This is a genomic window from Mesorhizobium sp. WSM4840 (genome assembly GCF_055811755.1).
Genome location: NZ_JBVVQD010000003.1, coordinates 169,418 through 195,354, shown reverse-complemented (window position 1 = coordinate 195,354; position 25,937 = coordinate 169,418). Strand labels below are relative to the sequence as shown.

28 protein-coding genes and 2 pseudogenes are annotated in these 25,937 nt (G+C 61.5%); 19 read left to right on the top strand and 11 right to left on the bottom strand.

The genetic code is table 11. The features are described from left to right. Window positions 1-80 precede the first annotated feature (80 nt). The 3 genes from AC0L3I_RS06580 to AC0L3I_RS06570 are packed head-to-tail and all read left to right on the top strand — an operon-like array spanning window position 81 to window position 3,152. The gene (locus AC0L3I_RS06580; RefSeq protein ID WP_473484859.1) at window positions 81-527 is read left to right on the top strand and encodes a (2Fe-2S)-binding protein; all 447 of its coding nucleotides are present in this window, start codon (window positions 81-83) and stop codon (window positions 525-527) included. Between the two features lie 10 nt (window positions 528-537). Next, window positions 538-2,775, top strand: coding sequence for a xanthine dehydrogenase family protein molybdopterin-binding subunit (locus tag AC0L3I_RS06575; protein WP_473526358.1), 2,238 nt, complete (start codon window positions 538-540; stop codon window positions 2,773-2,775). A gap of 26 nt (window positions 2,776-2,801) precedes the next feature. Further along, window positions 2,802-3,152, top strand: a complete 351-nt coding sequence (locus AC0L3I_RS06570; RefSeq protein ID WP_473526505.1) for a c-type cytochrome — start codon at window positions 2,802-2,804, stop codon at window positions 3,150-3,152. A gap of 264 nt (window positions 3,153-3,416) precedes the next feature. Here AC0L3I_RS06570 and AC0L3I_RS06565 read toward each other — a convergent pair whose 3' ends face one another. Next, window positions 3,417-3,653 carry a hypothetical protein gene (locus AC0L3I_RS06565; protein WP_123147252.1) on the bottom strand — a complete coding sequence of 79 codons (237 nt, stop codon included), beginning with the start codon at window positions 3,651-3,653 and terminating at the stop codon, window positions 3,417-3,419. Window positions 3,654-3,823: 170 nt separating this feature from the next. Here AC0L3I_RS06565 and AC0L3I_RS06560 point away from each other — a divergent pair, with 170 nt between their 5' ends. Further along, window positions 3,824-4,246, top strand: a complete 423-nt coding sequence (locus AC0L3I_RS06560; protein ID WP_473526357.1) for a hypothetical protein — start codon at window positions 3,824-3,826, stop codon at window positions 4,244-4,246. A gap of 58 nt (window positions 4,247-4,304) precedes the next feature. Here AC0L3I_RS06560 and AC0L3I_RS06555 read toward each other — a convergent pair whose 3' ends face one another. The 4 genes from AC0L3I_RS06555 to AC0L3I_RS06540 form a co-directional block, all read right to left on the bottom strand. After that, window positions 4,305-5,711 carry a PAS domain S-box protein gene (locus tag AC0L3I_RS06555; protein WP_473526356.1) on the bottom strand — a complete coding sequence of 469 codons (1,407 nt, stop codon included), beginning with the start codon at window positions 5,709-5,711 and terminating at the stop codon, window positions 4,305-4,307. Between the two features lie 288 nt (window positions 5,712-5,999). Further along, on the bottom strand, window positions 6,000-6,164 hold the full coding sequence (locus AC0L3I_RS06550) for a DUF3309 family protein (RefSeq protein WP_077381102.1): 165 nt from the start codon (window positions 6,162-6,164) through the stop codon (window positions 6,000-6,002). A 301-nt stretch (window positions 6,165-6,465) separates the two neighbouring features. Further along, window positions 6,466-6,687 carry a hypothetical protein gene (locus AC0L3I_RS06545; RefSeq protein WP_123147253.1) on the bottom strand — a complete coding sequence of 74 codons (222 nt, stop codon included), beginning with the start codon at window positions 6,685-6,687 and terminating at the stop codon, window positions 6,466-6,468. Between the two features lie 8 nt (window positions 6,688-6,695). Further along, window positions 6,696-6,878: a hypothetical protein gene (locus tag AC0L3I_RS06540; protein ID WP_123147254.1), complete on the bottom strand. Its 183-nt coding sequence runs from the start codon at window positions 6,876-6,878 to the stop codon at window positions 6,696-6,698. 170 nt (window positions 6,879-7,048) lie between these two features. Here AC0L3I_RS06540 and AC0L3I_RS06535 point away from each other — a divergent pair, with 170 nt between their 5' ends. After that, window positions 7,049-7,480 (top strand): hypothetical protein, encoded by a 432-nt coding sequence (locus AC0L3I_RS06535; RefSeq protein ID WP_095491718.1) that lies wholly within the window; start codon window positions 7,049-7,051, stop codon window positions 7,478-7,480. Between the two features lie 115 nt (window positions 7,481-7,595). Here the strand turns inward: AC0L3I_RS06535 and AC0L3I_RS06530 are convergent. Next, window positions 7,596-7,704 (bottom strand): annotated as a pseudogene (locus AC0L3I_RS06530) (DUF4396 domain-containing protein); the annotation flags it as partial. A gap of 92 nt (window positions 7,705-7,796) precedes the next feature. Between AC0L3I_RS06530 and AC0L3I_RS06525 the strand changes: the two are divergent. Then, window positions 7,797-8,330: a YbhB/YbcL family Raf kinase inhibitor-like protein gene (locus AC0L3I_RS06525; RefSeq protein ID WP_244602683.1), complete on the top strand. Its 534-nt coding sequence runs from the start codon at window positions 7,797-7,799 to the stop codon at window positions 8,328-8,330. Between the two features lie 137 nt (window positions 8,331-8,467). Here the strand turns inward: AC0L3I_RS06525 and AC0L3I_RS06520 are convergent, their stop codons facing one another. Continuing rightward, on the bottom strand, window positions 8,468-9,394 hold the full coding sequence (locus AC0L3I_RS06520) for an NADP-dependent oxidoreductase (protein WP_473526355.1): 927 nt from the start codon (window positions 9,392-9,394) through the stop codon (window positions 8,468-8,470). A 382-nt stretch (window positions 9,395-9,776) separates the two neighbouring features. On the opposite strand from AC0L3I_RS06520, the gene AC0L3I_RS06515 reads away from it, so the two are divergent. The 4 genes and pseudogenes from AC0L3I_RS06515 (at window position 9,777) to AC0L3I_RS06500 (ending at window position 12,202) form a co-directional block, all read left to right on the top strand. Beyond that, the gene (locus tag AC0L3I_RS06515; RefSeq protein ID WP_473526354.1) at window positions 9,777-9,983 is read left to right on the top strand and encodes a sugar phosphorylase; all 207 of its coding nucleotides are present in this window, start codon (window positions 9,777-9,779) and stop codon (window positions 9,981-9,983) included. Window positions 9,984-10,103: 120 nt separating this feature from the next. After that, window positions 10,104-11,450, top strand: coding sequence for a Do family serine endopeptidase (locus tag AC0L3I_RS06510; RefSeq protein WP_473526353.1), 1,347 nt, complete (start codon window positions 10,104-10,106; stop codon window positions 11,448-11,450). A 160-nt stretch (window positions 11,451-11,610) separates the two neighbouring features. After that, window positions 11,611-11,724, top strand: a pseudogene (locus AC0L3I_RS06505) (DUF2267 domain-containing protein); the annotation flags it as partial. Window positions 11,725-11,737: 13 nt separating this feature from the next. Further along, a complete protein-coding gene (locus AC0L3I_RS06500; protein ID WP_473526352.1) occupies window positions 11,738-12,202 on the top strand; it encodes a YbhB/YbcL family Raf kinase inhibitor-like protein in 465 nt (154 codons plus the stop codon). 24 nt (window positions 12,203-12,226) lie between these two features. On the opposite strand, the gene AC0L3I_RS06495 is transcribed toward AC0L3I_RS06500, so the two are convergent. Next, window positions 12,227-13,702, bottom strand: a complete 1,476-nt coding sequence (locus AC0L3I_RS06495; RefSeq protein WP_473526351.1) for an FAD-dependent oxidoreductase — start codon at window positions 13,700-13,702, stop codon at window positions 12,227-12,229. 79 nt (window positions 13,703-13,781) lie between these two features. After that, window positions 13,782-14,693 (bottom strand): hypothetical protein, encoded by a 912-nt coding sequence (locus AC0L3I_RS06490; protein WP_473526350.1) that lies wholly within the window; start codon window positions 14,691-14,693, stop codon window positions 13,782-13,784. Window positions 14,694-14,996: 303 nt separating this feature from the next. Between AC0L3I_RS06490 and AC0L3I_RS06485 the strand changes: the two genes are divergently transcribed. Further along, a complete protein-coding gene (locus tag AC0L3I_RS06485; protein WP_473484876.1) occupies window positions 14,997-15,896 on the top strand; it encodes a PfkB family carbohydrate kinase in 900 nt (299 codons plus the stop codon). 306 nt (window positions 15,897-16,202) lie between these two features. Next, the gene (locus AC0L3I_RS06480) at window positions 16,203-16,811 is read left to right on the top strand and encodes a hypothetical protein (protein WP_473526349.1); all 609 of its coding nucleotides are present in this window, start codon (window positions 16,203-16,205) and stop codon (window positions 16,809-16,811) included. Window positions 16,812-16,861: 50 nt separating this feature from the next. Here AC0L3I_RS06480 and AC0L3I_RS06475 read toward each other — a convergent pair whose 3' ends face one another. Both AC0L3I_RS06475 and AC0L3I_RS06470 read right to left on the bottom strand, forming a co-directional pair. After that, window positions 16,862-17,080 carry a hypothetical protein gene (locus tag AC0L3I_RS06475; RefSeq protein WP_473526348.1) on the bottom strand — a complete coding sequence of 73 codons (219 nt, stop codon included), beginning with the start codon at window positions 17,078-17,080 and terminating at the stop codon, window positions 16,862-16,864. Further along, entirely contained in the window at window positions 17,077-18,135 is a 1,059-nt protein-coding gene (locus tag AC0L3I_RS06470) for a LacI family DNA-binding transcriptional regulator (protein WP_473526347.1), read from the bottom strand. The genes AC0L3I_RS06475 and AC0L3I_RS06470 overlap by 4 nt, the downstream gene beginning before the upstream one ends. A gap of 211 nt (window positions 18,136-18,346) precedes the next feature. Here AC0L3I_RS06470 and AC0L3I_RS06465 point away from each other — a divergent pair, with 211 nt between their 5' ends. From AC0L3I_RS06465 to AC0L3I_RS06435, 7 genes are all read left to right on the top strand, one after another. Next, window positions 18,347-19,336 carry an autoinducer 2 ABC transporter substrate-binding protein gene (locus tag AC0L3I_RS06465; protein WP_077381096.1) on the top strand — a complete coding sequence of 330 codons (990 nt, stop codon included), beginning with the start codon at window positions 18,347-18,349 and terminating at the stop codon, window positions 19,334-19,336. An 85-nt stretch (window positions 19,337-19,421) separates the two neighbouring features. After that, window positions 19,422-20,936: a sugar ABC transporter ATP-binding protein gene (locus AC0L3I_RS06460; protein ID WP_473484882.1), complete on the top strand. Its 1,515-nt coding sequence runs from the start codon at window positions 19,422-19,424 to the stop codon at window positions 20,934-20,936. Then, entirely contained in the window at window positions 20,929-21,930 is a 1,002-nt protein-coding gene (locus AC0L3I_RS06455; protein ID WP_473526346.1) for an ABC transporter permease, read from the top strand. The genes AC0L3I_RS06460 and AC0L3I_RS06455 overlap by 8 nt, the downstream gene beginning before the upstream one ends. Continuing rightward, window positions 21,927-22,922: an ABC transporter permease gene (locus AC0L3I_RS06450; protein ID WP_473526345.1), complete on the top strand. Its 996-nt coding sequence runs from the start codon at window positions 21,927-21,929 to the stop codon at window positions 22,920-22,922. Before AC0L3I_RS06455 ends, AC0L3I_RS06450 begins: the two co-directional genes overlap by 4 nt. A 5-nt stretch (window positions 22,923-22,927) precedes the next feature. Continuing rightward, the gene (locus AC0L3I_RS06445) at window positions 22,928-23,776 is read left to right on the top strand and encodes a sugar phosphate isomerase/epimerase family protein (protein WP_023799537.1); all 849 of its coding nucleotides are present in this window, start codon (window positions 22,928-22,930) and stop codon (window positions 23,774-23,776) included. A 4-nt stretch (window positions 23,777-23,780) separates the two neighbouring features. After that, a complete protein-coding gene (locus AC0L3I_RS06440) occupies window positions 23,781-25,241 on the top strand; it encodes an FGGY family carbohydrate kinase (protein WP_473526344.1) in 1,461 nt (486 codons plus the stop codon). After that, on the top strand, window positions 25,238-25,930 hold the full coding sequence (locus AC0L3I_RS06435) for a class II aldolase/adducin family protein (RefSeq protein WP_292179337.1): 693 nt from the start codon (window positions 25,238-25,240) through the stop codon (window positions 25,928-25,930). Before AC0L3I_RS06440 ends, AC0L3I_RS06435 begins: the two co-directional genes overlap by 4 nt. The last annotated feature ends 7 nt before the right edge of the window (window positions 25,931-25,937 follow it).

The following is a 25,937-nucleotide window of genomic DNA, read 5'->3' as shown; positions in this document are numbered from 1 at the left end:
ATCGGGAGCGGCTACCCTGCAGGTCCGACAAGCCAACTGCCAGTCGTGTTGGCTTTCCCGCGAACCAAAAGGTGAAGGCCATGGAACTGACCATTAACGGCTCGACATTTCAGGTCGACGTCGAACCGGATACGCCGCTGCTCTGGGTAGTACGCGACACGCTGGGCATGACCGGCACGAAGTATGGCTGCGGCGTCGCCCAGTGCGGCGCATGCACGGTGCTGATCGACGGACAGGCCACGCGATCCTGCGTGACGACGGTGGACAGCGTCGTCGGGATGGCGATCACGACGATCGAGGCGATCGAGCAGGATACCGAGGGCAGGAAGGTGGTCGAGGCGTGGCTCGCCAATCAGGTGCCGCAATGCGGCTACTGCCAGTCCGGCCAGGTGATGGCTGCCACAGCGCTCCTCAAGCAGACTGCGCAGCCCACCGAGGACGACATCGCCGGCGCGATGGTGAACCTCTGCCGCTGCGGCACCTACAACGCGATTTCGGCTGCCGTCCGGCAGGCCGCCCAGGCGTGAGGAGGAAACCATGAACGACATGACTCCTAGTCGGAACCACTGGTCCACAGGCAGCGAGGAGGGTCCGCTCAACATCTCGCGCCGCAGCTTTCTCGGTGGCGCCGCAGCGCTCGTCTTATCCGTCACGGTGCCAGTCGGAAGCGCCCGGACGCAGGCCGCCGCATCCATCACGCCCGGAGCTCGCGTCAGTGCCTTTCTGGAAATCCGCCCTGATAGCACCGTGCTGTTCCGCAGTGCCTTCATCGAGGGCGGACAGGGCATCTTCACCGCCATGGCGCAGATTGTCGGTGAGGAGTTGGATGTCGATCCCGTGAACTTCACGGTCGAGGGAGCGCCTCCCGGTCCCGATTATCTCCTGACCGGCGGCGGCCGCTTCACCGGCGGCAGTATGTCGGTGCGCATGAGCTACGAGACCATGCGCAAGCTCGGCGCCTCGGCACGCCAGATGCTGCTGCAGGCAGCGGCCGCGCGGCTCGGGCTGTCCATCTCGGAGCTATCCACCCAACCGGGCCGCGTGGTCCATGCAGCGTCCGGGCGGGCGATCCCTTACGGCGAGATCGCCGATGCGGCCGCCGATCTGTCGGTACCGACGGATGTCGTGCTGCGATCTCGCGACGATTTCCGCTGGATTGGCAAGCCCGTTCGCCGGCTCGACGGGCGCGAGAAGTCGACGGGACGCGCGCAGTATGGGATCGACCTCAAGGTGGACGGTATGCTTCACGCCGCCGTCCAGCACAGCCCGCGTCTCGGCGGGGAGCCGGGCGCCTTGACGAACGAGGCCGAGGTTCAGGCCATGCCCGGCGTGCACTCGATTCACCGCTTGCCTGGGGCCGTGGCGGTCGTCGCCGACACCTGGTGGCGAGCGCGCCGCGCGGTGGAAGCTCTGCAGGTGACCTGGACGGAGCCTGCGGCTGCAACGCCTCGCGCCATGCCGGCTGATTTCGCCTCCGAGACCCACAAGGCAATGTTGAAGTCGACACCCGGAGACGGCGTCGCTTTCGAGCAGGAAGGCGACGCCGCAGGCACCCTTGCCGGCGCAGCGCGGATTGTGGAGGCGACCTATGACGCTCCCTACCTCGTGCACGGGCAGCTCGAGCCGCCCTCGGCGATCGCGCATTGGAATGCGGACGGGACTCTCGAGCTTTGGATCCCAAACCAGGCGCCCGAGATGTTCCAGGCCGAGGCTGCAAAGGTCGCCGGCATCGAGCCGGGCAAGGTGATCATCCACTCCCCTATGCTCGGCGGCTTCTTCGGGCGGCATTTCCTCTATCAGACGGCCAACCCGTTCCCGCAGGCGATCCTGCTAGCGAAGGCGGCAGGTCGTCCCGTCAAGCTCATCTGGAGCCGCGAGGAGGAATTCCTGCGCGACACGTTGAGACCAATGGGGGTCGCCCGTTTCCGCGCCGGTCTCGACGGCGACGGTTTGCCGGTCGCTCTGGATGCCGTTGCGGTGGGTGAAGGTCCGACAGGACGTTGGTTCGGCCGCCAGCCGGACAAGGTGGACAGCTCCGCCGTCGAAGGCATCGCGGGTAAAGTCTATGCGATTCCGAACCGGCGCGTCGGCCAGGTTCACGTCGACGACCCGGCGATCATCGGATTCTGGCGGTCGGTTGGTCATTCGATGAACGACTTCTTCTACGAGACGTTCTTCGATGAAATGGCCGACGCAGGTCAGCAGGACCCCTACGAACTGCGGCTGCGGCTTCTCGCGGACAGACCGCGCCACAGCAATCTTCTGCAGGCAGTCGTCGATCTGTCCGGGGGCTGGAAGCGCGGTCCCTTCGCGGCAGAGGACGGCAGCCGCCGCGCGCGCGGCGTCGCGATGGCCTCGCCCTTCGGCAGCGAGGTGGCGACGATCGCCGAAGTCTCGCTGCGCGACGGCGAGGTCGTCGTGCACCAGATCTGGGTGGCGATCGATCCCGGAAGCATCGTCAATCCGGCCATCATCGAGGCGCAGGTGAACTCGGCGGTCGCACTTGGCCTGTCCTCGGCGCTGCTGGAGGAAGTCGTCTATGTCGACGGCATGCCGCAGGCGCGCAATTTCGACGGCTATCCGATCCTGCCGCCAGACCGCATGCCGCGCGTGCATGTTCGCATCGTCGAAAGCGGTGCGCCGATGGGCGGCATCGGCGAGCCTGGCCTGCCCGGCGTGCCGCCGGCAGTGGTAAATGCCGCCTCGGTGCTCACGGGCCAGCGTATCCGCAGCCTGCCCCTCTCGAAGCTCGACCTGAAGGGCATGGAAGGATGAGGAATCTAGTACTACCTGCCTTGACGATGATTGCAGCAAGCTGGGCAACGGATCTGTCCGTTGCCCAGGAGGCGGATCCCGGTTCAGGAGAGCGCCTGTTCCGGCAGCGCTGCGGGGCCTGCCACCAGATCGCGACCACCCGGAACGGTGCCGGACCTCACCTGCAGGGCGTCGTCGGCCGCGCCGCCGCCAGCGTCGAAGGCTTCAACTACTCGCCCGCCCTGCGCGACTCCGACTCCGGCATCACCTGGACGTCCGAGACGCTGGAAACCTACCTCGCGAATCCGACTGCCATGGTGGGCGGCACACGAATGGTTCAGCGCTTCAACAATGCCGAGGAGCGGCGCGCCATCATTGAATTCCTGAACAGCATGTAGCGCGGCGCCAGAGCCTGTTCGGGCAGCGCTTGATTCCCCGGTGTCCCCCGACTTTTCGAGGCTGTAATTGATGGCCAGGCCGCCACCGACCGTAGGTAGCGCCTGTTTGTGCCGGCCTAGCATTTCATCTACTTTGAAGCCGGCCATATCTGGCGAGACGGCCAATGCATGTCGCGCAAAAGTGTGCAGCGGTTTTGCGATAACAACATGCATAAAACGACAACCTAAAGCGCGTCGCGTGAGGCCGGTCGAACGCGACGCGCTTTAGTCGCGAGACGGTCCATCAACAATCCCGGAATTGGGCAGAATTCCAAAATCCTGTGACTTTGCACCTTGTGCCGCGATCAAAAATCCGTCGGCGTGGAGACCGCGCCGCAGCAACTCTCTGACGGCCGCCGATCGGCTTGGCATGCGCCTTTCGAAGCGCCAGTTTTCCAGTGCAGCCAATTCATCAGCAGTCAGCATGATCTGCAGTCGTTCGGGTCTTTCCAGTTCGGCCATTTCTGCCTCCAGCCGCTCAAAGTTAGTATTTAACTAAGAGTTAGGGAAAGGCTGAGTGTGCGTCAAGGTCGGTCAATAAGCCGTTGGCGTGAAAGGCCCGGAGTTAATGTGAGGCGTCGATTGCGTATCCTGCGTGATATACTAACTGCTTGATTTTACAAGAAAATTTTATGGATTTCAGCTTGTTATTTGAGCCGATCTGGCGCATGCTGATCCCGAGGGACAAACCGCTCCTGAAAGGAGGGTTCTCCATGAGAGACGGTTATTCGGTTCGTTTGTGTCACGACGTCGACCGGCAAGTGTGGGCAGCCGCCCGGTGCAAGGGGATAGTCAATGTCACTGGGGTGGCTGAGACCGTTCGGCTGCGAAACCTCGCCGAAAACGTTGCGCTTGAAGACATCGAATGCCTGGTGTTGCAAGCCGCCCAGTTCTACGGGGCAGCCATGGAGTTCGACAGCCTGACCGTCTTCGAATTGGCTAACGTCCATCGGCTCTCAGTTCATCGCGATGCTTTGCCTGGGAGAGGCAACCTCGACGTTGTGGAGGACAGGGCAGTTTCGCTCTATCTTCGCCAGCCGGACCGAATGCAGTAAGTCCGGCTGAGCGTCAGCACAGTCGGTCGGCGGGAAGCGCTCAGCTTCCCGGGCGCTTTCAATCGGCCGCGTTATCCTGCATCGACGCCTGGACGAAATGCAGCGGCGCTTCGAGCGTCCAGGTGACGCCTTGCTCGTGGAACTCCAGCCGCCCGCTGCCGCTGAGCGCTTGTGGCGCCACGCGCTCGAGGACGACCGCTCCGAAACCGCGCCCCCTGACAGCGTCCAGGATCGGCCCGTCCAACTCACGCCAGACCAGTCGAAAGGTGTCGGCGCCGTCGCCGGCAGGGATCACATTCCAATCGATTTCGACGCGTCCGCCGTTGCAGGACAGCGCTCCATGTTTTGCCGAATTGGTGGCGAGTTCGTGAAAGGCTATGCCGAGATACTGCACGGCATTCGGCTGCAGAATCAGCATTGGCCCGGCCATCGATACGCGGGACTGCGCTGCAAAGGCCTTGAGCTGTGCCTTGATGAGTTCGCCGACCGTGGCGCCGCGCCACTCGGCATTGACCAGGAGATCATGGGATTCCGAAAGCGCCGTGATGCGCTCCCGGACCTGCCCGAGGAAAGCCTCAGGTGTGCTCGTCAGCTTGCTGGTCTCGCGGATCATCGAGATGATGACCGAGAACTGGTTCTTCACCCTATGGTTGACTTCGCGCATGAGCAGACGGATGCGCCGTTCGTTCTCCTTGTGGGAACTGATGTCGCGCGCGATCTTGGAGGCGCCGACGACCCTCCCGATGGCGTCGCGGATCGGCGAGACGGTGAGCGAGACGGAAACGAGCGTGCCGTCCTTGCGCAGGCGCATCGTCTCATAGGAGGGGACGCGTTCGCCGGCGCGGATGCGGCTGATGATCGAGACTTCCTCGTCGAGACGATCGGGCGGAATGAGCATCGTCACCGGCCGGCCGATCGCCTCGGCAGGCGTGTAGCCGAACAGGCGTTCTGCAGCGTCGTTCCAGCTGGTGATAATGCCATTCATGTCCTTCGAGACGATGGCGTCCATCGACGACTCGACAATGGCGGCAAGACGCATGCGGGCTTCATCGCCCAGCGTCTGCGTGCGCAGGTCGAGCAGCGTGTTGATCGCACCGACAACATTGCCCGCTTCGTCGCGAAGCAGGCGTGGGTGAGCCCTGAATGGGACGAGTTCGCCATCCGGCCGCTCCGCAATCGCCTGGTCCCATGAGACATCCCGTCCTTCGCGCAGCGCCACGGCCATCGGACACTCGCCATGCGCCATATCCCGACCGTCCAGGTGACGAAGCTTCCACGAGCCGCACCATAGGTCCCGACCGACAACAGGACGATGGCCCCAGAGCTCGGCTGCGGCTTCGTTGAAGAAGGTGATGCGTCCCTGTTCGTCGACGGTGTAAATGGCAACGGGCAGTGCCTGCATCAGATCGGCAGGCGGAATCCCTGGAACTCCGAGGCCGATATCCGCTTGTTCAACGAAGTTCACGTTGGGGCGCCATTCTCGTGGATTTCTGCAGCGGACATAATGCCCTTGAGCGATTTCGGTTCCGTCGGGACAATCACGTGCGCCCCTTTGCCCGCAGCCGCGGCGACATTCCCGGACGAGGCCTAAAGCGCGTCGCGTTCGACCGACCTCAACCGACCTCACGCGACGCGCTTTAGGTTGTTGTTTTCATGCATGTCGTTATCGCAAAACCGCTGCGCACTTTTGCGCGACATGCATTAGAGCGACACCGGATCAACGCTGAAGTTTGTCCGCCTAATCGTGCGGGCACTAAATGCGTCCGAGAAGGACCAGGATAATCAAGATCAGCAGAACGAGACCGAGGCCGCCACCGCCATAATAGCCAGTGCCGTAGAACGGCCCGCCACCCAGACCGCTGAACCCGCCAAGCAAGATAAGGATCAAAATGATGATGAGTATGGTTCCGAGGCTCATGGTGGTTCTCCCATTCTTGCGCTGCCGCACCATACAAGGGCACGCCCATGCGCCTGTTGATGACGGTATGAACTCCCAGAGGGGCTTCCTGTTCCACCGGAAGTAGCATCGTTGTCGCTCGTTTAGCGGGAAAAGCCGGTAGGCTCACGAGAAAGCCCACCGGCCGGGAGCCAGCGGGCCCGGACCACTGCGCCAGGCGGTGCTCACAGTCAGACGGCCTGATGATGTTCGGCGCCTCGGATTTTCATGCGAAAATGCGAGGCGCCACGCCGCAGGCTTCAACGAAGACGTGAATAATCATTCACCTTCCTTGGCGTGCCGGTCGGGTGCCGCCGCCCTTCTTTTCGGGGTCATGAGTATGGTGGCTGTCGCGTTCGCCTCCGCCGCCTGAGATCTTGCTGCGGCTGCGCAGATCGGAATCGGCTGGCGGCTTTTCTATCACCAGCGGCTCCTTGGCATTTTCGTGCGATGCGCCAGGACCGCCATGGCGGATGCTGGCGCGGGTCTTCTTCGACGTGGACATGAAATCACCTAACGGTCCTGCTGGTGGCCCTGATGGGTCGTATTGACTTTCGTGTTGCCCTGCTGGCCCTGTTTGTCGGGATTTGGGGCGGAATGGCTGTGCTGCGTCTGGTCGACAGGAACCGACTTCCTGTCGCCCGGACCCTTAGGACTCTGGTTCTCGGCCGGAACGGGTGGTGGTTTTGTGCTCATGACGTTCTCCTTTCACTAGCAAAAACAAGCAGGCCCCCGAGAAGGTTCCTGAAACGAACCGTGCGAGGGGCAAACTTCTAACATTGCCAATTCCGGCCTTGTCGGCGCGTCGCAGCGCAATAATCTTTTGTTAGGGCGTGGGCACTTCGACCTATCGAAAGGAGCCGACCATGAAACACCAAACACTCGACCAACTGCAGACAATTGCAAAAGTTGAGCCCTCGGCGACATACCCGACCATGTCTCGGACGCAGCGGATCGAGCGTTGGGCAAAGCTTCTCGAACAAAATCCACGGCGTTGCCTTGGAGCGCTTTCAGGCACCGAATATCTCAGTCCTGAAGCCCGTGCTGTAGCGCGTGGCGCTGGCTCGCCGATCACTGTTGCCTATGAAGATCCGGTGCTGCGCGCCATGGGTCTGAAAGATGATACCTACGGTGAGGCAAAGCGCTTCTTCGAACTCAGTGACTGGCAGTTGCACAACATCGTCTGTCACTGCCACGTCGGTGCTACGATGCAAGCGCGATGGGCTGCCGCCAGAGTTCGTCGGACAATTACCGGCAACAGACTTCTGGCTTGGCTGAGGGCAAGGTTTGTGCATTGAGGCCAGCGCAGAACGGTGACGACAAGTCTTGATCGTTCTCGTTCGCGACTGGCCGCCAGATGCTGGTGGCATTGCCGGCAACGCAGTGGATGGTGGAGCCGATGCCGTGCTTTCAGAGCGGCCGGGTGAAGACCTCATGCTCGCCCGGTCGGGGCTCATTGTCGGCGAGCACAAATTCGAGCGGACCCCATCTAAAGGGTGACCAGGATGAAGCTCGACTTCATGTGAACACGGCCCGCGCTCATACGATCCATACCACCACATATGCATCGCTCTCGGAGGAACAATAGCCGGTTGTGGTTGTTGGGATCGTCTGATGGAAGAAGGCAGCTACGAGAGCGCCCAGCGCCTCTATTTCGACGAGTCTAGCCGAGCAAGGAAGAAAGTGATGGCGTTCACTTTGACCAGTCCCGCCTTTCAGAACGGCCAGCCCATTCCGGATCGTCATGCCCGGCGCGGCGATAATCTCTCTCCGTTTCTGGAATGGAGCGATCCGCCGCCGGGCACTCGGAGCTACGTGCTCGTAATGGAAGATACGGATGCACCGTCACAGGCGTCCCGGCATTGGGTCGTCTACGACATCGGCGGAGACCGGCGTCATTTGGCCGAAGGGCGGAGTTCCAAAGCGCGAACCGAGGACCTGCCTCATGGCTTCAATGATTTCGGTAATCTTCACTACGATGGACCCGACCAGCATCCGGGCGGTAAGCCACACACCTACCGCTTCAGGCTCGCGGCCCTTGGCATTGCCAATCTTCCCATCGGCCCGGAACCCGATGCCCTGGTCGTGTGGCAGGCTGCCCGTGAAAACATGTTGGGTGAGGCGGAATTAATCGGCACTTACGGATGAATCAGCGCCAAGCAGCTTCGTTCTTCTGCTCGTAATGGCTGAATGCGGTCCGCAGTCAGTTGCCCGTCGGCACGGCTTGTCCGCAGAATTGGTTCACTTTGAACTTGAACATTCCGGGGAACTTCGAGCATCCGGGCTCAGGCGGCCACCTGAAGCACGATCTTGCCGCGCGTATGCTCGCTCTCCAGCCGTTCCTCGGCCTTAGCGACCTCCTCCAGAGGATAAGTCACCTGCACGAACGGAGTTACCTTGCCGGCGTCAATGAGGCGGCTGATCCTCGCGAGCTGCGCCGCATTTGGCTCAGCCAGATAAGAAACGCCACGCGCCTGATGCAGGCGTGCCTGTTCGGCCGAGGGCTCAGAAACGGTGGAAACAAGTATCCCGCCTGGCTTCAGTACACTCCAGGAGCGGTCCTGTGTGTCGCCCGCGACCAGATCGAAAACCATATCGATGTCTTCGACCTCATCCTCGAAGCGCTGGTTCTTGTAGTCGACGGCCTGGTCGGCGCCAAGCTCGCGGACGAAATCGAAATCTTCGGCAGCAACGGTCGTCACGACAAATGCGCCCGCAGCCTTGGCAAACTGAATCGCCAGATGTCCGACACCGCCGGCGCCGCCATGGATGAGAACCCGCTGCCCGGATTTGAGGTCGCCGTGGTCGAAAAGCCCCTGCCATGCTGTAATCCCCGCAAGCGGCACGGCGGCGGCTTCCACATGGCTTAGACGTTCCGGTTTTGCCGCCGCTTCCGTCGCCTTGACCACGACGTATTCGGCGTTGCCACCGCGGTCGTTGCCAAGCATGGCAAACATCGGATCGCCCTTCTTCAACGTATGCGCCCGCGTGCCGCACAGCTCCACCACGCCCGATACGTCGCGGCCGAGCGTAACGGGCAGATCCCCGCCCACCGAACCCTCGCGGGTCTTGTAGTCGACGGGATTGACGCTTGCTGCGCAGACCTTGAGCGTGACCTCGTCGTCACGGGGCTGAGGCATGGGAACGTCATCCAGCGACAGAACCTCTGGCCCGCCAAAACTATGAACACGGACTGCTTTCATGGTCGTCATGGGTCTCCTCCTCGTTTCGGGGTCCAGCGCAGGTCCGGAAACAGGACGAGCATCGGGTAAATGGGATACCCTGCGATCCTGGCAGTCGAGCGCGGATTTTCACCAAGCGCTGGGGACATCATCTTCCATTCAATCCGCTTCAAATCCTTGCCCACCTAACCGGATTGCGGGCTGGAAGTTCCAATGAACTTCCGAGGTCGGGTCGTGGCATTCAAAGAACCGTTCTCTCGGGCTCTACGAGAGACCTTTGCGCAGAGACATCCTGTGACATTCCCGCAAATCTCGTCCCTGTGACATGCCCGCAGATCTCGTCGGGGAACCTTTCTTGAGGGACATGGTTGGAGTGTGCGGCCGAAAGAATCCAGGCCCAAGGAGGTTTGCCATGAGGCTTCGCGAGTTGATGGACCAAGTGAAGAACCTGCCACCGGACACTCTGGTCTGTGCCGCCGAGATTGACGAGGCCTTTGCGGCCAACATTGCTGGCATAGAAACAGTAGACAGTGCCTGGATCGAAAGCCGCAAACCGGATGGCACCGAAGCTGTCGAGCTCGCCAACGGAAACGACAAGGTTGTCGTAATCCGCTGGTGAGCCGCTTGCTCATGCTGGAACGGTCATATGCTTGATCACTGAACGCTGAAGGAGTCGCAGACCACCATGTCTCCGGTGTTGAACAAAAGACTCTGCGCCGGCCTGATCACCGGAATTCTGATGCTCTCGGCCGGCGGCTTTGCTCCGGTCGTAGCCCAGGAAATCCCGAACGACTTCACGGCGATCGTGCGCCAGAAAATTCCGGCCGTGGTCGCGATAACCACCCGACAGATTATCCAGGACCAGACGACATTGAACGATTTTCTCGGCCCTTTCGGCGGCCCTGAACCGGTGCAACCGCAGGTGCGGGAGGCTCTTGGCTCCGGCTTCGTGATCAGCCCAGAGGGCTATATCGTCACCAACAACCATGTTGTTGCCGACGCGACTGAGATCCACGTTGTTTTTTCGGACAAGGAAACTTCGCCCGCCCAACTGGTTGGCCGCGATCCGGAGACCGACATCGCCGTGCTTAAGGTCGATCCACGGCCCAATATGATGACGACCGCCTGGGGTGACTCCGATGCAGTACAACCCGGCGCATGGACGATCGCGATCGGCAGTCCGTTCGGGCTCGGAGGGACCGTCACCGTCGGCGTGCTTTCGGCCCGTTCGCGCGACATTCAGGCCGGTCCTTACGACGACTTTCTCCAGACGGACGCCTCAATCAATCGGGGCAATTCCGGCGGTCCCCTGTTCAATGCGCGCGGCGAAGTCATCGGGGTCAATTCGGCCATCGTGTCCCCTTCAGGCGGCAGCATAGGAATTGGCTTTGCGATACCATCCCGCACCGCCCGGAGCATCGTCGACCAGTTGATCCGCACCGGCCGGATTGAGCGTGGCTTCATCGGGGTGCGCCTCCAGGAGGTCACCCCGTCGCTTGCCGAGGCGCTTGGAGTAGCTGGCAGCAATGGAGCGCTGGTCGCTTCGGTCGAACCCGGCAGTCCGGCGGAGAAGGCGGGCATACAGGCGGGAGACGTGATTACGCGTTTTAACGGCAAGGACATCCGGAGCGTCCACGATCTGACGCTCGCGGTTGCGAGCCAAAAGCCGGGGACAAAGACGACGCTCACAAGGAACCGCGGGGGCAGCCAACAGGAAATAGCTCTGACCGTCGGTCAGCGCGACGATGAGGAGGTACAAAGTGGCGCCGTACCAAAGCAGGAAACGGCAGATGCGCGTCTTGGATTGTCACTCAGCCCGATCCCCGACGAGGCGCGCCAGCAGCTCGGACTCCAGCCGGGCACCACCGGGGTTTTCGTGCAAGAAGTGGCGCCGAACGGCCTCGCCGGCCAAAACGGCCTCCGGCCTGGGGACGTGATCGTCTCGGCCAACAACCGGAATGTGACACAGCCATCGGACGTCCAGGAGGAGTGGGCGAAATCCCGCCAGCAGAACAAGCCCATATTGTTCCGCATCGACAGGCAGGGGGAGTCGCTTTTCGTTGCCGTGGCCATGCCCAAATCTTGACGGGAACGCATCGAGCGTAAGCTTGGCCGGATAGATCGCACGCTTTCGCAAGAGATCGCCTCTTAGGCTGACAAACGGGGCTGGCACCGGGAACAACAGCCGACCAAGGCCGTTTCGTCGAATGAGTCATTCGAACAGCTAGCAAAAAAAGGAGGCTTCGATGAGCGCCACCGGACTCGACGTATTCGACAAGACGCTGCAGACCACAAACATCTGGCTCGACGAGATCATGGCCGAGATGGGACCGGATCGGCAGATCGCATGGCATGTTCTTTGAGGAAATGGAAATGCCACTTACCCTTATCAGCCCGGCGTTCCCGGCTGGCGGGAAAATCCCTGAAAGGTACACCCGTGACGGCCAGAACGTCTCGCCGCCGCTGAAGTGGTCCGGTGTTCCGGATGGTGCGAAAAGCCTTGTTCTTGTCGTGCAGGATCCCGACGCGCCGAGCGGGATTTTCGGGCACTGGGCGGTGTTCAATATCCCGCCCGATGCCAGCGAACTCGCCGAGGCGCAGGATGGCAAGCCAGGTCCGTCGGCACTTCGCCAAGGCACCAACGATTTCGGCAATGCCTATTACGACGGCCCGCAGCCGCCAGTGGGACATGGCGTCCATCATTATTATTTCCGGCTGGCCGCGCTCGACGTGCCGAGTCTCAGTGTGCCGGGACAGGCGGGCGTGCAGTCTGTCTGGAAGGAAGCCAAGAAGCATGCGCTGGAGCAGACCGAGCTGGTCGGAACCTACGCACGGTAACGCCGGGCCGTGTCAGTCGCCCTTTTACAGCGCGGCCGGGGCAAGCGGTTTTCGAGCCGGGCCATGGATGACCGAACCGTCGGCGGCGAAAATCGAGCCATGGCAAGGACAATCCCAGGTGTTGTCCGCGTTGTTCCAGGTCACGGTGCAGCCCTTGTGGGTGCATGTCGCCGAAACGGGGTGGAGTACCCCTTCAGTGTCTCTCCACGCCGCGATCTTTTCGTCACCCCTGACGATCACACCGCCCATGCCGGGCACGATGTCGTCGAGGCTTGAGACAATCGATTGGCTACGGCCATTCTTATGAAAGTCCTCGGGATAACACCGCGCCGGGTCATAGAGCCTTTGCCATGGGCTCGACCGAGCGCAGATCAAATCCGCGATCATCGTGCCTGCGGCCGTTCCATTGGTGATGCCCCAGGCGTTGAATCCCGTGGCGATATGAAAACCGGAGGCTTTGTCCGGATCGGGTTCGCCGGCATACGGAACTCTATCGGCCGTATCATAGTCCTCATTACACCAGCGCCACGCAACGTCCCCAACTGGAAGGTTCATTCTTGCCCATTGTTCCAGCTCGACGAACCGTTTCGCCACGTCGCCGTCCTGGCCCGTGTCAAACTTGGGGCCGAGCGCGACCAGCAGCGGGCCTTCGGCATCGCGGCCGGTGCGGATGGAATGCGTCGGATCGTCGATGCCGATGAACATGCCGTCGACAGCAAGAGGGTCATCGATCCGAAACGCCATGGCAGTGTGGCAGCGCGGCTGGGTGCGGTTCGCCATTCCGACGGGGCTCTTCACCGTCATGTTGGTGGCGACGACCACATGCTCGGCGTGAACGGTGCCGCTGTCGGTGACGACGCGCCAGCGGCTTGCCTCGCCGATCGAGATCGCGCGGCTGTTTTCGAAAATCGGTCCGCCACGGGCCGTCACCGCTTGAGCCAGGCCAACCAGATACATCGCCGGATTGAACTGGGCCTGGTCGGAAAAACGCAGAGCGGCGGCCGTTTCGAAAGGCAGCGGCGCGCGCTCCAGAACATCGGCGTCCAGCCCAACTTGGCGCGCGGCCTCTGCCTCGGCCACGATCTCCGCGCGCCGGCTTGCATCGCAGGTGTAGGTATAGGCGTCCTTGGCCTCGAGATCGCAGGGAATGGCATGGTTGCGAACCGATTCCCGGATCTGGACGGCGCCGGCGGAGTTCGCATCGGCATAGGCTTGCGCCAGGTCCCGCCCGAAAGTGTCGATGAGATGGCGATAGATCAGCGCGTGCTGCGTCGTGATCTTGGCCGTCGAGCGGCCGGTCACCTGGCCGCCTGTCCGCAGGCCTTCGATGACGATCACCGACCGACCGGCCTCGCAAAGTCGAAGCGCCGTCGTCAGCCCGACAATCCCGGCGCCCACGACAACGGCATCGGCATGGATCGAGCCCTCGAGCGGGGGATAGTTCGTAGCGGTGGCTGCCGCCACCCAACAGCTTCCCGGTTTTCCCGAAAGAATGGCCATTTCACCGGCGTCCCATGCGTTTCGAGGCATCTCCATCGACAACCCGCGCCGGCGCGAAAACGTTCCGGATTTACCGTCTTCAGTCGTTGTTTGGCCGTCCGGAAGCTACAAACGCACCGGGAAGATGCGAGGTGCAAGCCATCACCCAGGTGATCGCCTCGCGATCGTATTCGTCGCCGGAGCGCCAATTCTCGAAGAAAGTGTTCAACCTCCCGATACGCTCGGGCCAGACGCCGGCGGCCTGCAGGCCCAGCGACACGCCGTAATTGGTGAAGGCGAACCTCGTATCGGGCAGCCACGGCGCGCGGCTGAAATAGCCCGGCGGGTCGACCCACATCGTTTCCAAATTCCGCAGCGAACGTTTCGTCTGCGCCTTGGCCCATGGCTCGGCGGGAAAGAAGTGGGCGAGCCACAGCATCATGCCGAGGCCGAGATCCTGTTCGATGTCGAGGGTGCGCCAGTCGCGCTCCATCAGGTCATGCATCTGCGCGATCTCGGGCGCCAGTGCGTCTTCATCGAGCATCCGGTAGGAGACGTAACCATCGTAGGCGTCCATGCTGCCGAGGCCGTAACCGGGAAAAGGACTGCTCAAATCCTCCTGCATTTTCCAGATCACGCCGCGGCCGGGGATCACGAAGGCCGGATGGATGTCCCGCGCCAGTGCAATGCCGCGGGCGCGGTATCGCGGTTTCAGATCGCCGAGACGCGCCAAGGCGAACAGCCACATCGCCAGGTAGTGGAAATACTGTCCGTCGCGATCTGCCGCTTGGCCGATCCTCAATCCGCGCAGCCGACCGAGCACACGCTCGACCTCCGCCACCAGCCGTTCAGCCTCACTCAGCCAACGTTCCTCGCCGAGCTCCTCGTAAAGCGAGACATAGAGCACGACCCCAAAAGCATCGGTCCAGAGATAGCGCAGGCCGTTGGGCCAGATGCCTTCGGCGCGCATCCAGTCGAGTTTTCGCAGGACATAGTCAACGTCGCGCAGCATAACGCTGGTCTAGAGCCCGAACGGATAGGTATCGGGTGCTCCGGCCCTGGCATGCTTCGGCCCGAGCGGAGTGCCGGCCGGCTATGTGCGCGTCGCAGTTGCGAGCATGCGGCATGTCGAGCATGTCTGCCTCCGTTCCGATTGGTCTGGGTCAGATCGCAAACGATCTGGTCGGCGGCGGGTTCCTTGGCCATCGCAATAAGCACCAGCCCGTTCCGCCGGCCCGACCCCGGAACCCTCCGTCTGTTCACGAGTTCCTTGGTCAGTCGCTCACTTCCGCACGAAATGGTTGAGGAGGTTTCATTGCCGCGCCCGATCGTGCTCTCGCTGGGCAGCATCAATGCCGATCTGCAGTTCGACGTTCAGGGCTCCCTTGGCGATGGCGGCACCGTTAGGGCCAGTGGCTTCGCCCAACGCGCCGGCGGCAAAGCCGCCAACGTTGCGTATTTCACCCATCGCCTCGGCGTTCCGACGAGGCTTATCGGGCGCGTCGGCGACGACCGGTTCGCGGAGATCGCAGTCGGTCCGCTGAAGGCGGCGGAGCTCGACCTCGGGTCCGTCGGCGTCGCCCGCGACGTCCCGACTGGCGTTGCCATCGTGGCGGTTCCGAAGGACGGCACGAAAGCCATTCTATCCGCGTCCAATGCCAACATGTCCTGGAATGACGCGGCCGTTGACAACGTCGTGGCAGCCATCAGGAATTCTCCTGATCGATCGATACTCGTTGCTGACTTTGAAATTCCCTTGCCAGTCCTGAATGCCGCCTTCGCGACGGCGCAAGAACGTGGGTTCAGAGTCCTGGTCGACCCGACATTCGCCGACCAAATCGATCGGTCGCAACTCTGTCGCTTCTGCGCGATTACGCCAAACCAGCAGGAGGCTTCGGATCTGCTTGGCCTGCCGATCGCCACCAATGACGATGCGGCCCGAGCGGCGCTCCAACTGAATGCGCTCGGGGTGGAGATAGCATGCGTTAAGCTCGAAGACGGTGGCTGCTTTCTCGCACTGGATCACGACGCAATGCAAATTCTCGCCCTGCCGGTCGATGTGGTCGACAAGACGGGTGCAGGCGACGCGTTTATCGCGGCAATGGCCGTCGCCTTGCTCGACGGCAAGTCCGCCTACGACGCCGCTTGCTGGGGCGTCGCGGCTTCGGCGATTGCTGTCAGGAAAAAGGCGCACAGGAATCCTATCCATCAATGATGGAACTCCAGCAGATGATCGGGTCAGTCGAACGCTGCAACGGGCGTGAATTGGTATAGGCTGATGCCATTACTGTTAGGCCGGCGCCCGAAGACTGCGCCGTTACGGCCTGTGGCGAAGGTCACCTGCGCGCGCCCGCCAAAGCCTAAAGAATGGTTCGAGCCATTAGGATGTACCCGCATCCAGTATTTCGGCGATAAACCAGTTCGTACCTTGTTTTTCCCTGTGCAATTGCCAACCATGGAAATGGATTGATTCGGAGCTTGTCTATGCGTGGACTGCAGGTGGCCCTGGGCTGCGGTGATCTTGAGCACTTCAGTCAGTTCTGGACTCGCCGATGACAATTCTCCCTTTATCTATTTTGCGACCCAAGATCCTTTCACAGAAGGTCTGCCGACGAAGAATGATGTCTATGTCTTTGGTGGCGTGTTTGCGAGCGGGGCCTTCGGGGATACGATCAATATTTTTGGTGCCGACTACACGGACAACTATATAATCGGGGCCGCATACGGTCGCGATCTCGTCGATATAGGCGCTGGTTTCGTTCTTGGTGGCGTCACCGGCGCGGCCATAAGATTTGGCGAAGACGATGATACATCGGGCGAACTTTGGGTCGGAGCGCGACTTCGCCACCAGGGCCTTGTCATTGGTGATTTGGCGATTGCGCCCGCACTGACCGCTGGATTCAGTGCCGTTACAGGCCCTACCGAGATCGAGCGCGATCGCGAAATCCGCTACGATGGCGATGCATCATTCCTCGGCTTCGTTGGTGCGGAGCTTTCGTTCAGAGTCAGGCAAGCTCCCAATGTCGAACTTGTCTACCAGCTCCACCATAGATCCGGCGCCGATGGTATAATTGGCGATATGAAAGAGGGTTCTAATGCGAACACTCTTGGAATCCGCTATCGCTTCTAATGCTCGCTGCTGTTGGTCTTTTCCCTGCGCCCACGTGCCCCGTATTGGGCTCACAGTGAAGACGGCGACACTTTCGTGATAGGGAAATGGCGGCCGTGGCTCCAATATGGGATCACTGCGAGCGAAGCAGCCGGGAGAAGGCGCCCGGCGGCACTTTCGGAGAAGAGGTTCTGCGGCGGTTCGGCATCGGTCTCAATGCCGATCGGCATGATAAACCATTGAAATCTCAGGGCGTGCAGGGTCACCCTGTCGCGCCATTTCGCATTCACGCTATATCCTTCAGAGTGTCGAGCGGCCCTTTCAGCGCAGACCTGGGCTGGATCAACTCTGGCGCAATCAGGAAGGTCTGTGGCGTCGTCGTCGGTTCATCGATCAGCGCGAACGCCTTCGTAATCATCGCCTCAACATTCTGCCGTACCATGATTACCGGGAAGGGCAGGAAGGAGCCGAACGGATCGTAGTCGTAGCAACCGACGACGAGCTCACTAAACATCTCCGCCGGCCGGCCCGCCATGAAACGCAGCAGACCTTCCATATTGATCGACGAATTGATGAACAGCGCGCGCGGCAGCTTGCCATGGCGTTGGTAAAACGCCTCAAAGGCACGCAAAGTTATATCAGGCGAATACCCGGAGGACTGCACACCGTCTTCAGGGTCGGCGCCCAGCAATGCCTTCTTGGTCGCATGGAAAGCGGCGATGCGTTCGCGGCTGGCGTGGTCGTTGCGGCCGCCAAACAGAAACAGCTCGTCCGGCCGCAGAGGATCATCATTGCCGAAGCGGCGGATGATTGCTTCCGTCAGCATCCGTGCGCCCCCATAATTGTCGCTGATCACCGAATGCGCCTTCGCTCCCGGCAGGTCGATGTTGATATGCCTCAGCCCCGCCGATTCGCAGACCTCGTGGACGCCGTCCGGATCGGTGGCGCCGACGATGAAGAGCTGGTCGATTGAATAGGAGATCAGCGTCTCCGCGGTCCGCCGCTCCTCTTCCGGGTCGCGGCTGGCGCTAACCACGACCGGGCACTGGCCGCGGCTGCGCACATGCCCCTCAAACGTCTGCGCCATGGAGGAGAAGTAGCGATTGTCGTGGACGGGCAGCATCAGGCCGACCAGGCCCGATCGCGAGCGTCGCAAGCCTCGCGCCTGCAGATTGGTGGTGTACTGGTGGAGTTCGGCGAGGCCGAGAATTGTTTGCGCCGTACTTTCCTTGATGCGGCGCTTGCGCCAAGTGCCGTTCAGGACGGCACTCACGGTCGACGGCGAACTGCCCGATAGCACGGATAGGTCATAGATCGTCGCCTTCTTCTTGACCCGCTGATCCATCTGGCGCCTCCGGCGCGTCTATTTAGAGCAATATCCCGCTTGACGAGAGCTTCTCGATGCACAATAGTTTCTGCACCATCGATTGTGCAAGCGAAAACCGGTGGATGGCCGATGGGGAAGTGCCCCGTCTCTTTAGGGGAGGTTTCTAACGGCCGCCGTCGTTCGACGGCTCGAGTGTGTTCCCACTAGGAACGTTATGGGAGGAGTACAGATGAAAAAGCTCATGATCGCGGCGCTTGCCGCGACCCTTATGATTGGCGGGTCATTCGCTGCGATGGCACAGCAGGCCGGCAAGGTCGGCGTCGTCGTCAAGATCGGCGGCATTCCGTGGTTCAACGCAATGGAGGCGGGTATCAAGGAGCGCGGCCAGAAGCTCGGGATCGACGCATTCATGGTCGGCCCGACCAGCGCTGATCCAGCACTGCAAGTTCGCGCCATCGAGGATCTGATCGCGCAGGGCGTCAAGGTCATCGGCGTCGTGCCGAATGATGCGAAAGTGCTTGAACCAGTCCTGCAGAAGGCCAAGGACGCCGGCATCATCGTCATCACGCATGAATCGCCTGGCCAGAAGGGCGCCGACTGGGACTTCGAACTCGCGTCCGCGACCGGCTTCGGCGAGGCTCATGCCAAGCTCCTGGCGGAGAAGATGGGCGGCAAGGGTGAGTACGCAGTGTTCGTCGGCTCGCTGACGGTGCCGCTGCACAATGCCTGGGCCGATGCGGCAATCGAATATCTGAAGAAGAACAACCCGGACATGAAGCTTGTCGGCGAACGTTATGGCGTCGCCGAGGATGTAGACAAGAGCCGCAGCACTGCGCTTGACCTGATTTCCGCAAATCCAGGCTTGAAGGGTTTCCTCGCCTTCGGCAGCCAAGGTCCGATCGGCGCTGGCCGCGCAATCGAAGAGCGCCGGAAGGTGGGCGAAATTTTCGTGCTCGGACCATTCTCGCCAGGCCAGGGCCGGAAGCTCATCAAAAGCGACGCGATCTCCGGCGGATTCATGTGGAATCCGAAGCAGGCGGGCGAGGTTTTCGTCACGCTGGCTGACCATCTCATGAAGGGCAACGAGATCAAGGACGGCGATACGATCGAAGGGCTAGGGACAGTCAAGCCGGACTTCGAAAACCGTAACATCATCGTCGATCAGCTGGTCCCCATCAACAAGGACACTGTCGACGATCTCGCGGCGATGGGCCTGTAAGGCCTCAAGCTAATGGCAGCCGGGCCGGCGTCGAGCCGGCCTGGCTGCAGGATTGCAAATGCGATTGGATCCAGGTTTCAACTCGATGGCTGATCAGGCACTCGATGGCGCCGCATCACGGCCGCTGCTGTCGCTCCGCAACGTCAATATGACGTTCGGCGGCGTGAAGGCGCTGAAGAATGTCAGCTTTGAGGTGCTGCCGGGCGAGGTGCATTGCCTGGCCGGCGAGAACGGCTCCGGCAAGAGCACGCTGATCAAGGTCATTACGGGCGTGTACAAGCCCGAGGCGGGCGCCGTGATCGTCTATGATGGCCAGAGCTACTCCCATATGTCGCCGGTTACGGCGCAGGCCGGCGGAATTCAGGTCATCTGGCAGGACCTCGCCCTGTTTCCCGAGATGACTGTCGCCGAGAATATCGCGTTCCAGACCGTCATCGGCCGCTGGCCGCGGCTGGTGAACTATGCCGAGATGCGCCGTGTGGCGATCAACGCCTTGCAACGTCTTGGTGTTACCCTCGATGTCGATCTAGCACTCCACCACTTTCCCATCGCACAGCGGCAGATCGTAGCAATCGCGCGCGCCCTCGTCGGCGAGGCGAAGCTCGTCTTCATGGACGAGCCGACGGCGTCGCTCACCCAATCCGAAACCGACTATCTGCTGGACATTGTGCGCAATCTGTCGGCGTCGGGCGTCGCCGTTGTGTTCGTCAGTCATCGCCTGGCCGAGGTTCTTGAAATCTCCAGCCGCGTGACGGTGTTGCGCGACGGCGCTTTGGTCGGCGTCTATCCGACCAAAGGCCTGACCCAATCGCGCATCACCGAGTTGATGACAGGCAAGACCTTCGACTATTCCGTCCTGCACCGCGATTTAACCACGAGCCCGGTCATGCTTGAGGTTAAGGGGCTGTCGCGGCCCGGCGAATTCGAGGACGTGTCCTTGACCGTCCGGCGCGGCGAGACGCTCGGCATCACCGGGTTGCTTGGGGCAGGGCGCACCGAACTGGCGCTGACATTGTTTGGCATGCGCAAGCCGAAATCGGGCTCTGTCGTCCTGGACGGCAAACCCGTTCATTTCGGTTCCAACCGTGACGCGATCGCCGCCGGCGTCGCCTATCTTTCGGAAGACCGGCTGTCGCTCGGTCTCATTCAGCCCCAGGCCATCGCCGACAACATGGTCATCGCCTCGCTGGACAAGATCCTTACGGGCGGTTTCATTTCGAGCGATCGCAAGCAATCTCTGGTCAATCGCTGGATAAGGGATCTTGGCGTCAGGATCGGAAAGCAGGACGACGCGATCTCGACCCTGTCAGGGGGAAATCAGCAACGTGTCGCCATTGCAAAATGGCTGGCGACCGACCCGAAGCTGCTTATCCTCGACGCACCGACGGTCGGCGTCGATGTCGGCGCGCGCGCCGGCATTTTCGACATCGTTTCCAAGCTGGCGGACAGCGGCCTGGCCATTATCCTGATCTCGGACGAGGTGCCTGAAGTCTATTTCAACGCGGACCGTGTGCTGCACATGGCTCAGGGGCGCATTGTCGGCGAATTTACGCCGGGCGCTACGACCCTCCAGGCGATCGAGGAGGCGGTCTATGCGTAGGTTTGTCCGCTCCCACGCAACGGAACTGGCTTTGCTCGCCGTTATCGCCGTCATCTGCGTCTTCCTTTCGTTCGCGACGGACCGGTTCTTCACCCTCGGCAACGCGTTTGACCTTCTGAACACCAGCTCGGTCAACATCATCTTCGCCGTCGGCCTGCTCGTCGTGCTGATTGCCGGCGGCATTGACATCTCCTTCGCGGTTGCCGCCTCCGTTGTGCAATATCTGGCGGCGACCGTCCTTGGCTGGATCGGCGGCGGGAACTGGATTATCGGCCTCATCATCGCTGGCGCCTTGGGCGTCGCGTTGGGCTGCATCAACGCCTTCCTGATCCACAGGTTCAGGATCATCTCGATCGTCGCCACGATTTCGACTTTCAACATTTTCTTCGGCTTGCTGATGTTCTTCACAGGCGGCGTGTCGATTTACAATCTGCCGGACTGGCTCACCACCCGCGTCGTGCTGTTCGAGCGAGAGATGGCTGACGGCAGCTGGGCGGAGATCACCCTGCCAGTGCTCATTATGGCCATATGCGTCTTCGCGACCTGGGTGTTGATCACGCGCACCACCACTGGTCGCCAGCTCTACGCATTTGGCGACAACCCGGAGGGCGCGCGCCGCTTCGGCATCAATATCGGCGCCATGCAATTTATCGCCTTCGGCTGGCTTGGCCTGATGGCGGGTATCGCCGGTCTCGTCCAAGCGCATTACGCGCAGGAGGTTGTGCCGAATGCCCTTTATGGGCGCGAACTCGACGTCCTGGCAGCCGTAGTTCTTGGCGGTGCGCGGCTCGGCGGCGGCAAGGGCAGCGTGCTCGGCTGCATTCTGGGCGTTCTGTTGGTCTCGATTACCCAGAACGGACTTAATTTGATGGGTGTGTCGCCTTTCGCATTCAAGATGATCGTTGGCGCCATCATTCTTGCCGCAATCACCCTGTCGAACACCAGCATCGAACGCCTGCTGCCGTTCCTGAAAAGCCGACGGGTGCCTTCATGACGGTTTTGATTGAACGCGTCCGCAACGCGCTCGGCCCCGAACTTGCAGGTCCGTTTGCCGCGTTCGTGGCGGTCATGGTCGTGTTCGGCTTTGCCGCGCCGAACTTCCTTTCCCGTGCTACCTTTGGATCGGTCGCCTTCCAGCTGCCGGAGCTCGGCCTCCTCACACTCGCCATGCTGCTGCCGATCCTGACCGGCGGCCTCAACTTGGCCATCACCTTCACGGCCAACATGGCCGGCCTGACGCTGGCTTGGGTACTGCAAAGCCAGGGAGGCGTCGACGCTGGCATCGGCGCCTTCGTCCTTGGCTCGGTCCTTGCCATCGCGGTCGGCGCACTGAGCGGGCTGATCATGGGGCTCGTCATCGCCTACACCAAGGCTCACCCGATCCTGGTCTCGCTGTCGATGATGATCTTCCTGCGCGGTCTCGGCGAATTCCTGACGCGCGGCGGCGACGTGTCCGGCATTCCCGGCTTCCTGGCGCCGATCGGCTACGGTTCGATTTTTGGCATCCCGGTGCCGTTGCTCATCTTCATCGCTTGCGTGCTGATCTGGCACGTCTTGCTGACGCGCATGAAGCTAGGCTTCAACACTTACATGATAGGCTCCAATATCGAGGCCACGCGCTATTCCGGTATCAATACGCGCAAGGTGCAGGTTCTCGTCTACACATTGTCCGGGGCGATGTGCGCGGTCGCCGGCATCATCATGCTGGCGCGCTTCAATTCGGTGCGTGTCGGCCACGGCGAGTCTTACCTGCTGATCACCGTGCTTGCCTGCTTCCTTGGCGGGGTCAATCCGTTCGGCGGCTTCGGTCGGGTGATCCCGGTCTTCGTTGCGCTGGTCGTGCTCCAGCTTCTGTCCTCGGGACTCAATCTGATGGGCGCAAACCAGCATCTTGCGACGGCAGTCTGGGGCGTCCTGATGATCACGGTGATGATCCTGCGCTGGCTTGCCGGGCGCCTCAAATTCCTAAACACAAACAGAGGGTGAGTTAGATGCATGGTTTTGGGGTCCACACCTCGATGTGGACGATGAACTGGGATCGGGCCGGCGCGGAGAAGGCGATCGCGGCTTCCGTCAAATACGGGATGGACTTTATCGAGATCGCGCTTCTGAACGCGCCGGCGGTCGATGCTGCGCACACACGCGCCTTGCTCGAAAAGCACAATCTTCCTGCCGTTTGCTCGCTTGGCCTGCCGGAGCGCGCCTGGGCCTCGGTGCGGCCGGATGCCGCCATCGAACATCTCGAAGTGGCGATCGACAAGACCGCCGAGATGGGCGCGCTGGCGCTTTCCGGCGTGATTTTCGGTGGCATCGGCGAACGCACCGGCCTGCCACCCACCGAAAAGGAATACGACAACATCGCCCATGTGCTGACCGTCGCCGCCAAGCACGCCAAGAAGCGCGGCATCGAGCTCGGAATCGAGGCGGTGAACCGCTACGAGAACCATTTGATCAATACCGGCGCGCAGGCCGTCTGGATGGTCGAGAAAGTCGGGGCCGACAACATCTTTGTTCATCTCGACACCTACCATATGAACATCGAGGAGAAGGGGGCCGCCAACGGCATTCTGGCCGCCCGCGATCACCTGAAGTACATCCACTTGTCTGAAAGCGATCGCGGCACACCAGGCACCGGAAACTGCCCCTGGGACGAGATTTACGCAACGCTGGCGGCGATCGGCTTCAAGGGCGGACTTGCCATGGAAAGCTTCATCAACATGCCGCCGGAAGTCTCCTACGGCCTCTCGGTCTGGCGGCCGGTTGCGAAGGACGAGGCCGAAGTGATGGGCAATGGCTTGCCGTTCCTGCGCAACAAGGCTCGCCAATACGGTCTGATCTGACACGATGGATGACGGGCAGAAGGCGGACGTCGCAAGGATCGCCGTCTTCGACGTCGGCAAGACCAACATAAAGCTCTCCGCGATGACGCTCGACGGCGTGCTCGTGGAGAGCCTCTCTGTCCACAACGAAGTGCGGCCCGGTCCGCCTTGGCGGCATCACGATCTCAACGGCATCAGCGACTGGTTGTTCGGCTCGCTTGCCACTTTGTGCCGACACCATCCGCTGGAAAAGGTGGCCGGCACCGGACATGGCTCCGCGGGAGTTCTGGTGAACGCAGATCCCGACGAGACGTCCGCCCTGCCGATGATTGACTACGAGCAGGACCTGCCGCCGGCAATTCGCGATGGCTACGCGCCGCTTTCGGGCGATTTCTTCGATCGCGGCAGCACGATCATGCTGAAGGCCGCCCACCAGGCGCGCCAGCTGTACTGGATGCAGCAGGTTGATCCGGAGGGCGTCGCTCAGGCTCGCTGGTATCTGGGATTGCCTCAATATTGGGCCTGGCGGCTGTCGGGCGTGCCATCGGCCGAAACGACCATCCTCTCGGCGCAATCACATCTGTGGAACAATGTGCGCAAGCGGTGGGCGCCCATTGTGGCGGGGCAGGGATGGCAGCGCCTCATGCCACCATTTCATCCGGCCTGGGAGAGGTTGGGGCCAATCCGGCAGGATCTGGCGCGCCGGCACGGCATACCGGAAAAGCTGTCAGTCCTGACCGGTGGCCACGACAGCAGCCTGAACCTCTACCGCTACCAGGCGGCAGGGATGCGCGACGCCTGCGTGATCTCTACCGGAACCTGGATTGTCGGAATGTGCGCGGCGACACCTCTCGACCAACTCGATGAAAATCGCGGAATGGTGCTGAACAGCGACGTGACAGGACGCCCGGTCGGCGGCGTTTTGACCATGGGCGGACGTGAGTTCAGTCATGTGGCAGGGCAGGGGCAAGAAGGAAATGCAGCCGACGCTGCGCTGGTCAGTTTGCTGATTGAGCGCGGCACCTTCGCATTGCCGTCGTTCGGCGACGATGACGGCCTGTTTCCAGGCAGCGCCGGGTGCGGCCGGTTTGAAGGGCCGCCTGCAGAATCCCCTGCAGAGCGCAAGGCGCTCGCGGTGCTCTACGCCGCGCTGCTGACGGTGGAATGTATCGATGCGCTGAACGAAAACGGGCTGGTTGCATTGGATGGCACCTTCCTGCGAGACCCGCTCTACGCCACACTGGTTGCCGCGCTGCGGCCAAACGCCGAAACGGTCTACAACCTCGACTCCTATGGCACCGCTTCGGGTGCGGCGCTACTTGGCGAACACGAAACTCGTGACACGCCGGCTCCGATCGCGCTCAGCCTGCCGGCCGCCTTTGCCGGCGATCATGAGACGCTCGCAGCCTATGCACAGCGGTGGCGCGAACTGATCAAGCGAAACAACTTGCAACAGGGCAAGACCAGCAAAAGGAACGATCGATGACTGATGACAGCGCTCTGCGCCGCGAAATGGTGGATGTTTGCCGCCGGATGAACTCCAGCGGTATCAACCAGGGCAATGCCGGCAACCTGTCGGTGCGCTCCAGCGACGGTTTCCTGATCACGCCCTCGTCGCTGCCCTACGAAACGATGACGCCCGAAGACATCGTCGAGATGGACTTTGACGGTACCTATGTCGGCCGACGGCCCTCTTCGGAGTGGCGCTTCCACCGTGACATTTTGAGGGAGCGGCAGGAGATCAACGTCGTGCTGCATTGTCACTCGCTCTACGCCACGACACTGGCCTGCCATCACAAGACGATCCCGAGCTTCCACTATATGACGGGAGTGGCGGGCGGTACGACCATCCGCTGCGCCGGCTACGCGACCTTTGGCACGCAGGCCTTGTCCGACAATGCCTTGGTGGCACTCAAGGGTCGCCTCGCCTGCCTGCTCGGCCAGCACGGCCAGATTTCGCTCGGCAAGACCATGGAAGCGGCGTTGTGGCTGGCGAACGAGGTCGAAACCCTATCGCGCATGTATGTCCAGGCGCTTACCCTTGGCGAGCCGCCGGTCCTTTCCGACGAGGAGATGGCGCGGGTGATCGAGCAGATGAAGAAGATGAGCTATGGCCAAGCGCCGGATCCGGAGGGAACGAACGATTTGGCGCGGCCGCGCGACGCTGCGGTCTAGCGCTGCT

Coding starts and splice junctions, on each gene's coding strand:
- AC0L3I_RS06500 (WP_473526352.1), top strand. CDS start 11,738: ATGCCACTTACCCTTATCAGCCCGGCGTTCCCGGCTGGCGGGAAAATC.
- AC0L3I_RS06540 (WP_123147254.1), bottom strand. CDS start 6,878: ATGAGCACAAAACCACCACCCGTTCCGGCCGAGAACCAGAGTCCTAAG.
- AC0L3I_RS06515 (WP_473526354.1), top strand. CDS start 9,777: ATGAGGCTTCGCGAGTTGATGGACCAAGTGAAGAACCTGCCACCGGAC.
- AC0L3I_RS06490 (WP_473526350.1), bottom strand. CDS start 14,693: ATGCTGCGCGACGTTGACTATGTCCTGCGAAAACTCGACTGGATGCGC.
- AC0L3I_RS06575 (WP_473526358.1), top strand. CDS start 538: ATGAACGACATGACTCCTAGTCGGAACCACTGGTCCACAGGCAGCGAG.
- AC0L3I_RS06440 (WP_473526344.1), top strand. CDS start 23,781: ATGGATGACGGGCAGAAGGCGGACGTCGCAAGGATCGCCGTCTTCGAC.
- AC0L3I_RS06570 (WP_473526505.1), top strand. CDS start 2,802: ATGATTGCAGCAAGCTGGGCAACGGATCTGTCCGTTGCCCAGGAGGCG.
- AC0L3I_RS06535 (WP_095491718.1), top strand. CDS start 7,049: ATGAAACACCAAACACTCGACCAACTGCAGACAATTGCAAAAGTTGAG.
- AC0L3I_RS06460 (WP_473484882.1), top strand. CDS start 19,422: ATGGCTGATCAGGCACTCGATGGCGCCGCATCACGGCCGCTGCTGTCG.
- AC0L3I_RS06470 (WP_473526347.1), bottom strand. CDS start 18,135: ATGGATCAGCGGGTCAAGAAGAAGGCGACGATCTATGACCTATCCGTG.
- AC0L3I_RS06520 (WP_473526355.1), bottom strand. CDS start 9,394: ATGACGACCATGAAAGCAGTCCGTGTTCATAGTTTTGGCGGGCCAGAG.
- AC0L3I_RS06545 (WP_123147253.1), bottom strand. CDS start 6,687: ATGTCCACGTCGAAGAAGACCCGCGCCAGCATCCGCCATGGCGGTCCT.
- AC0L3I_RS06525 (WP_244602683.1), top strand. CDS start 7,797: ATGGAAGAAGGCAGCTACGAGAGCGCCCAGCGCCTCTATTTCGACGAG.
- AC0L3I_RS06580 (WP_473484859.1), top strand. CDS start 81: ATGGAACTGACCATTAACGGCTCGACATTTCAGGTCGACGTCGAACCG.
- AC0L3I_RS06510 (WP_473526353.1), top strand. CDS start 10,104: ATGCTCTCGGCCGGCGGCTTTGCTCCGGTCGTAGCCCAGGAAATCCCG.
- AC0L3I_RS06445 (WP_023799537.1), top strand. CDS start 22,928: ATGCATGGTTTTGGGGTCCACACCTCGATGTGGACGATGAACTGGGAT.
- AC0L3I_RS06560 (WP_473526357.1), top strand. CDS start 3,824: ATGGATTTCAGCTTGTTATTTGAGCCGATCTGGCGCATGCTGATCCCG.
- AC0L3I_RS06495 (WP_473526351.1), bottom strand. CDS start 13,702: ATGGCCATTCTTTCGGGAAAACCGGGAAGCTGTTGGGTGGCGGCAGCC.
- AC0L3I_RS06435 (WP_292179337.1), top strand. CDS start 25,238: ATGACTGATGACAGCGCTCTGCGCCGCGAAATGGTGGATGTTTGCCGC.
- AC0L3I_RS06465 (WP_077381096.1), top strand. CDS start 18,347: ATGAAAAAGCTCATGATCGCGGCGCTTGCCGCGACCCTTATGATTGGC.
- AC0L3I_RS06450 (WP_473526345.1), top strand. CDS start 21,927: ATGACGGTTTTGATTGAACGCGTCCGCAACGCGCTCGGCCCCGAACTT.
- AC0L3I_RS06550 (WP_077381102.1), bottom strand. CDS start 6,164: ATGAGCCTCGGAACCATACTCATCATCATTTTGATCCTTATCTTGCTT.
- AC0L3I_RS06565 (WP_123147252.1), bottom strand. CDS start 3,653: ATGGCCGAACTGGAAAGACCCGAACGACTGCAGATCATGCTGACTGCT.
- AC0L3I_RS06455 (WP_473526346.1), top strand. CDS start 20,929: ATGCGTAGGTTTGTCCGCTCCCACGCAACGGAACTGGCTTTGCTCGCC.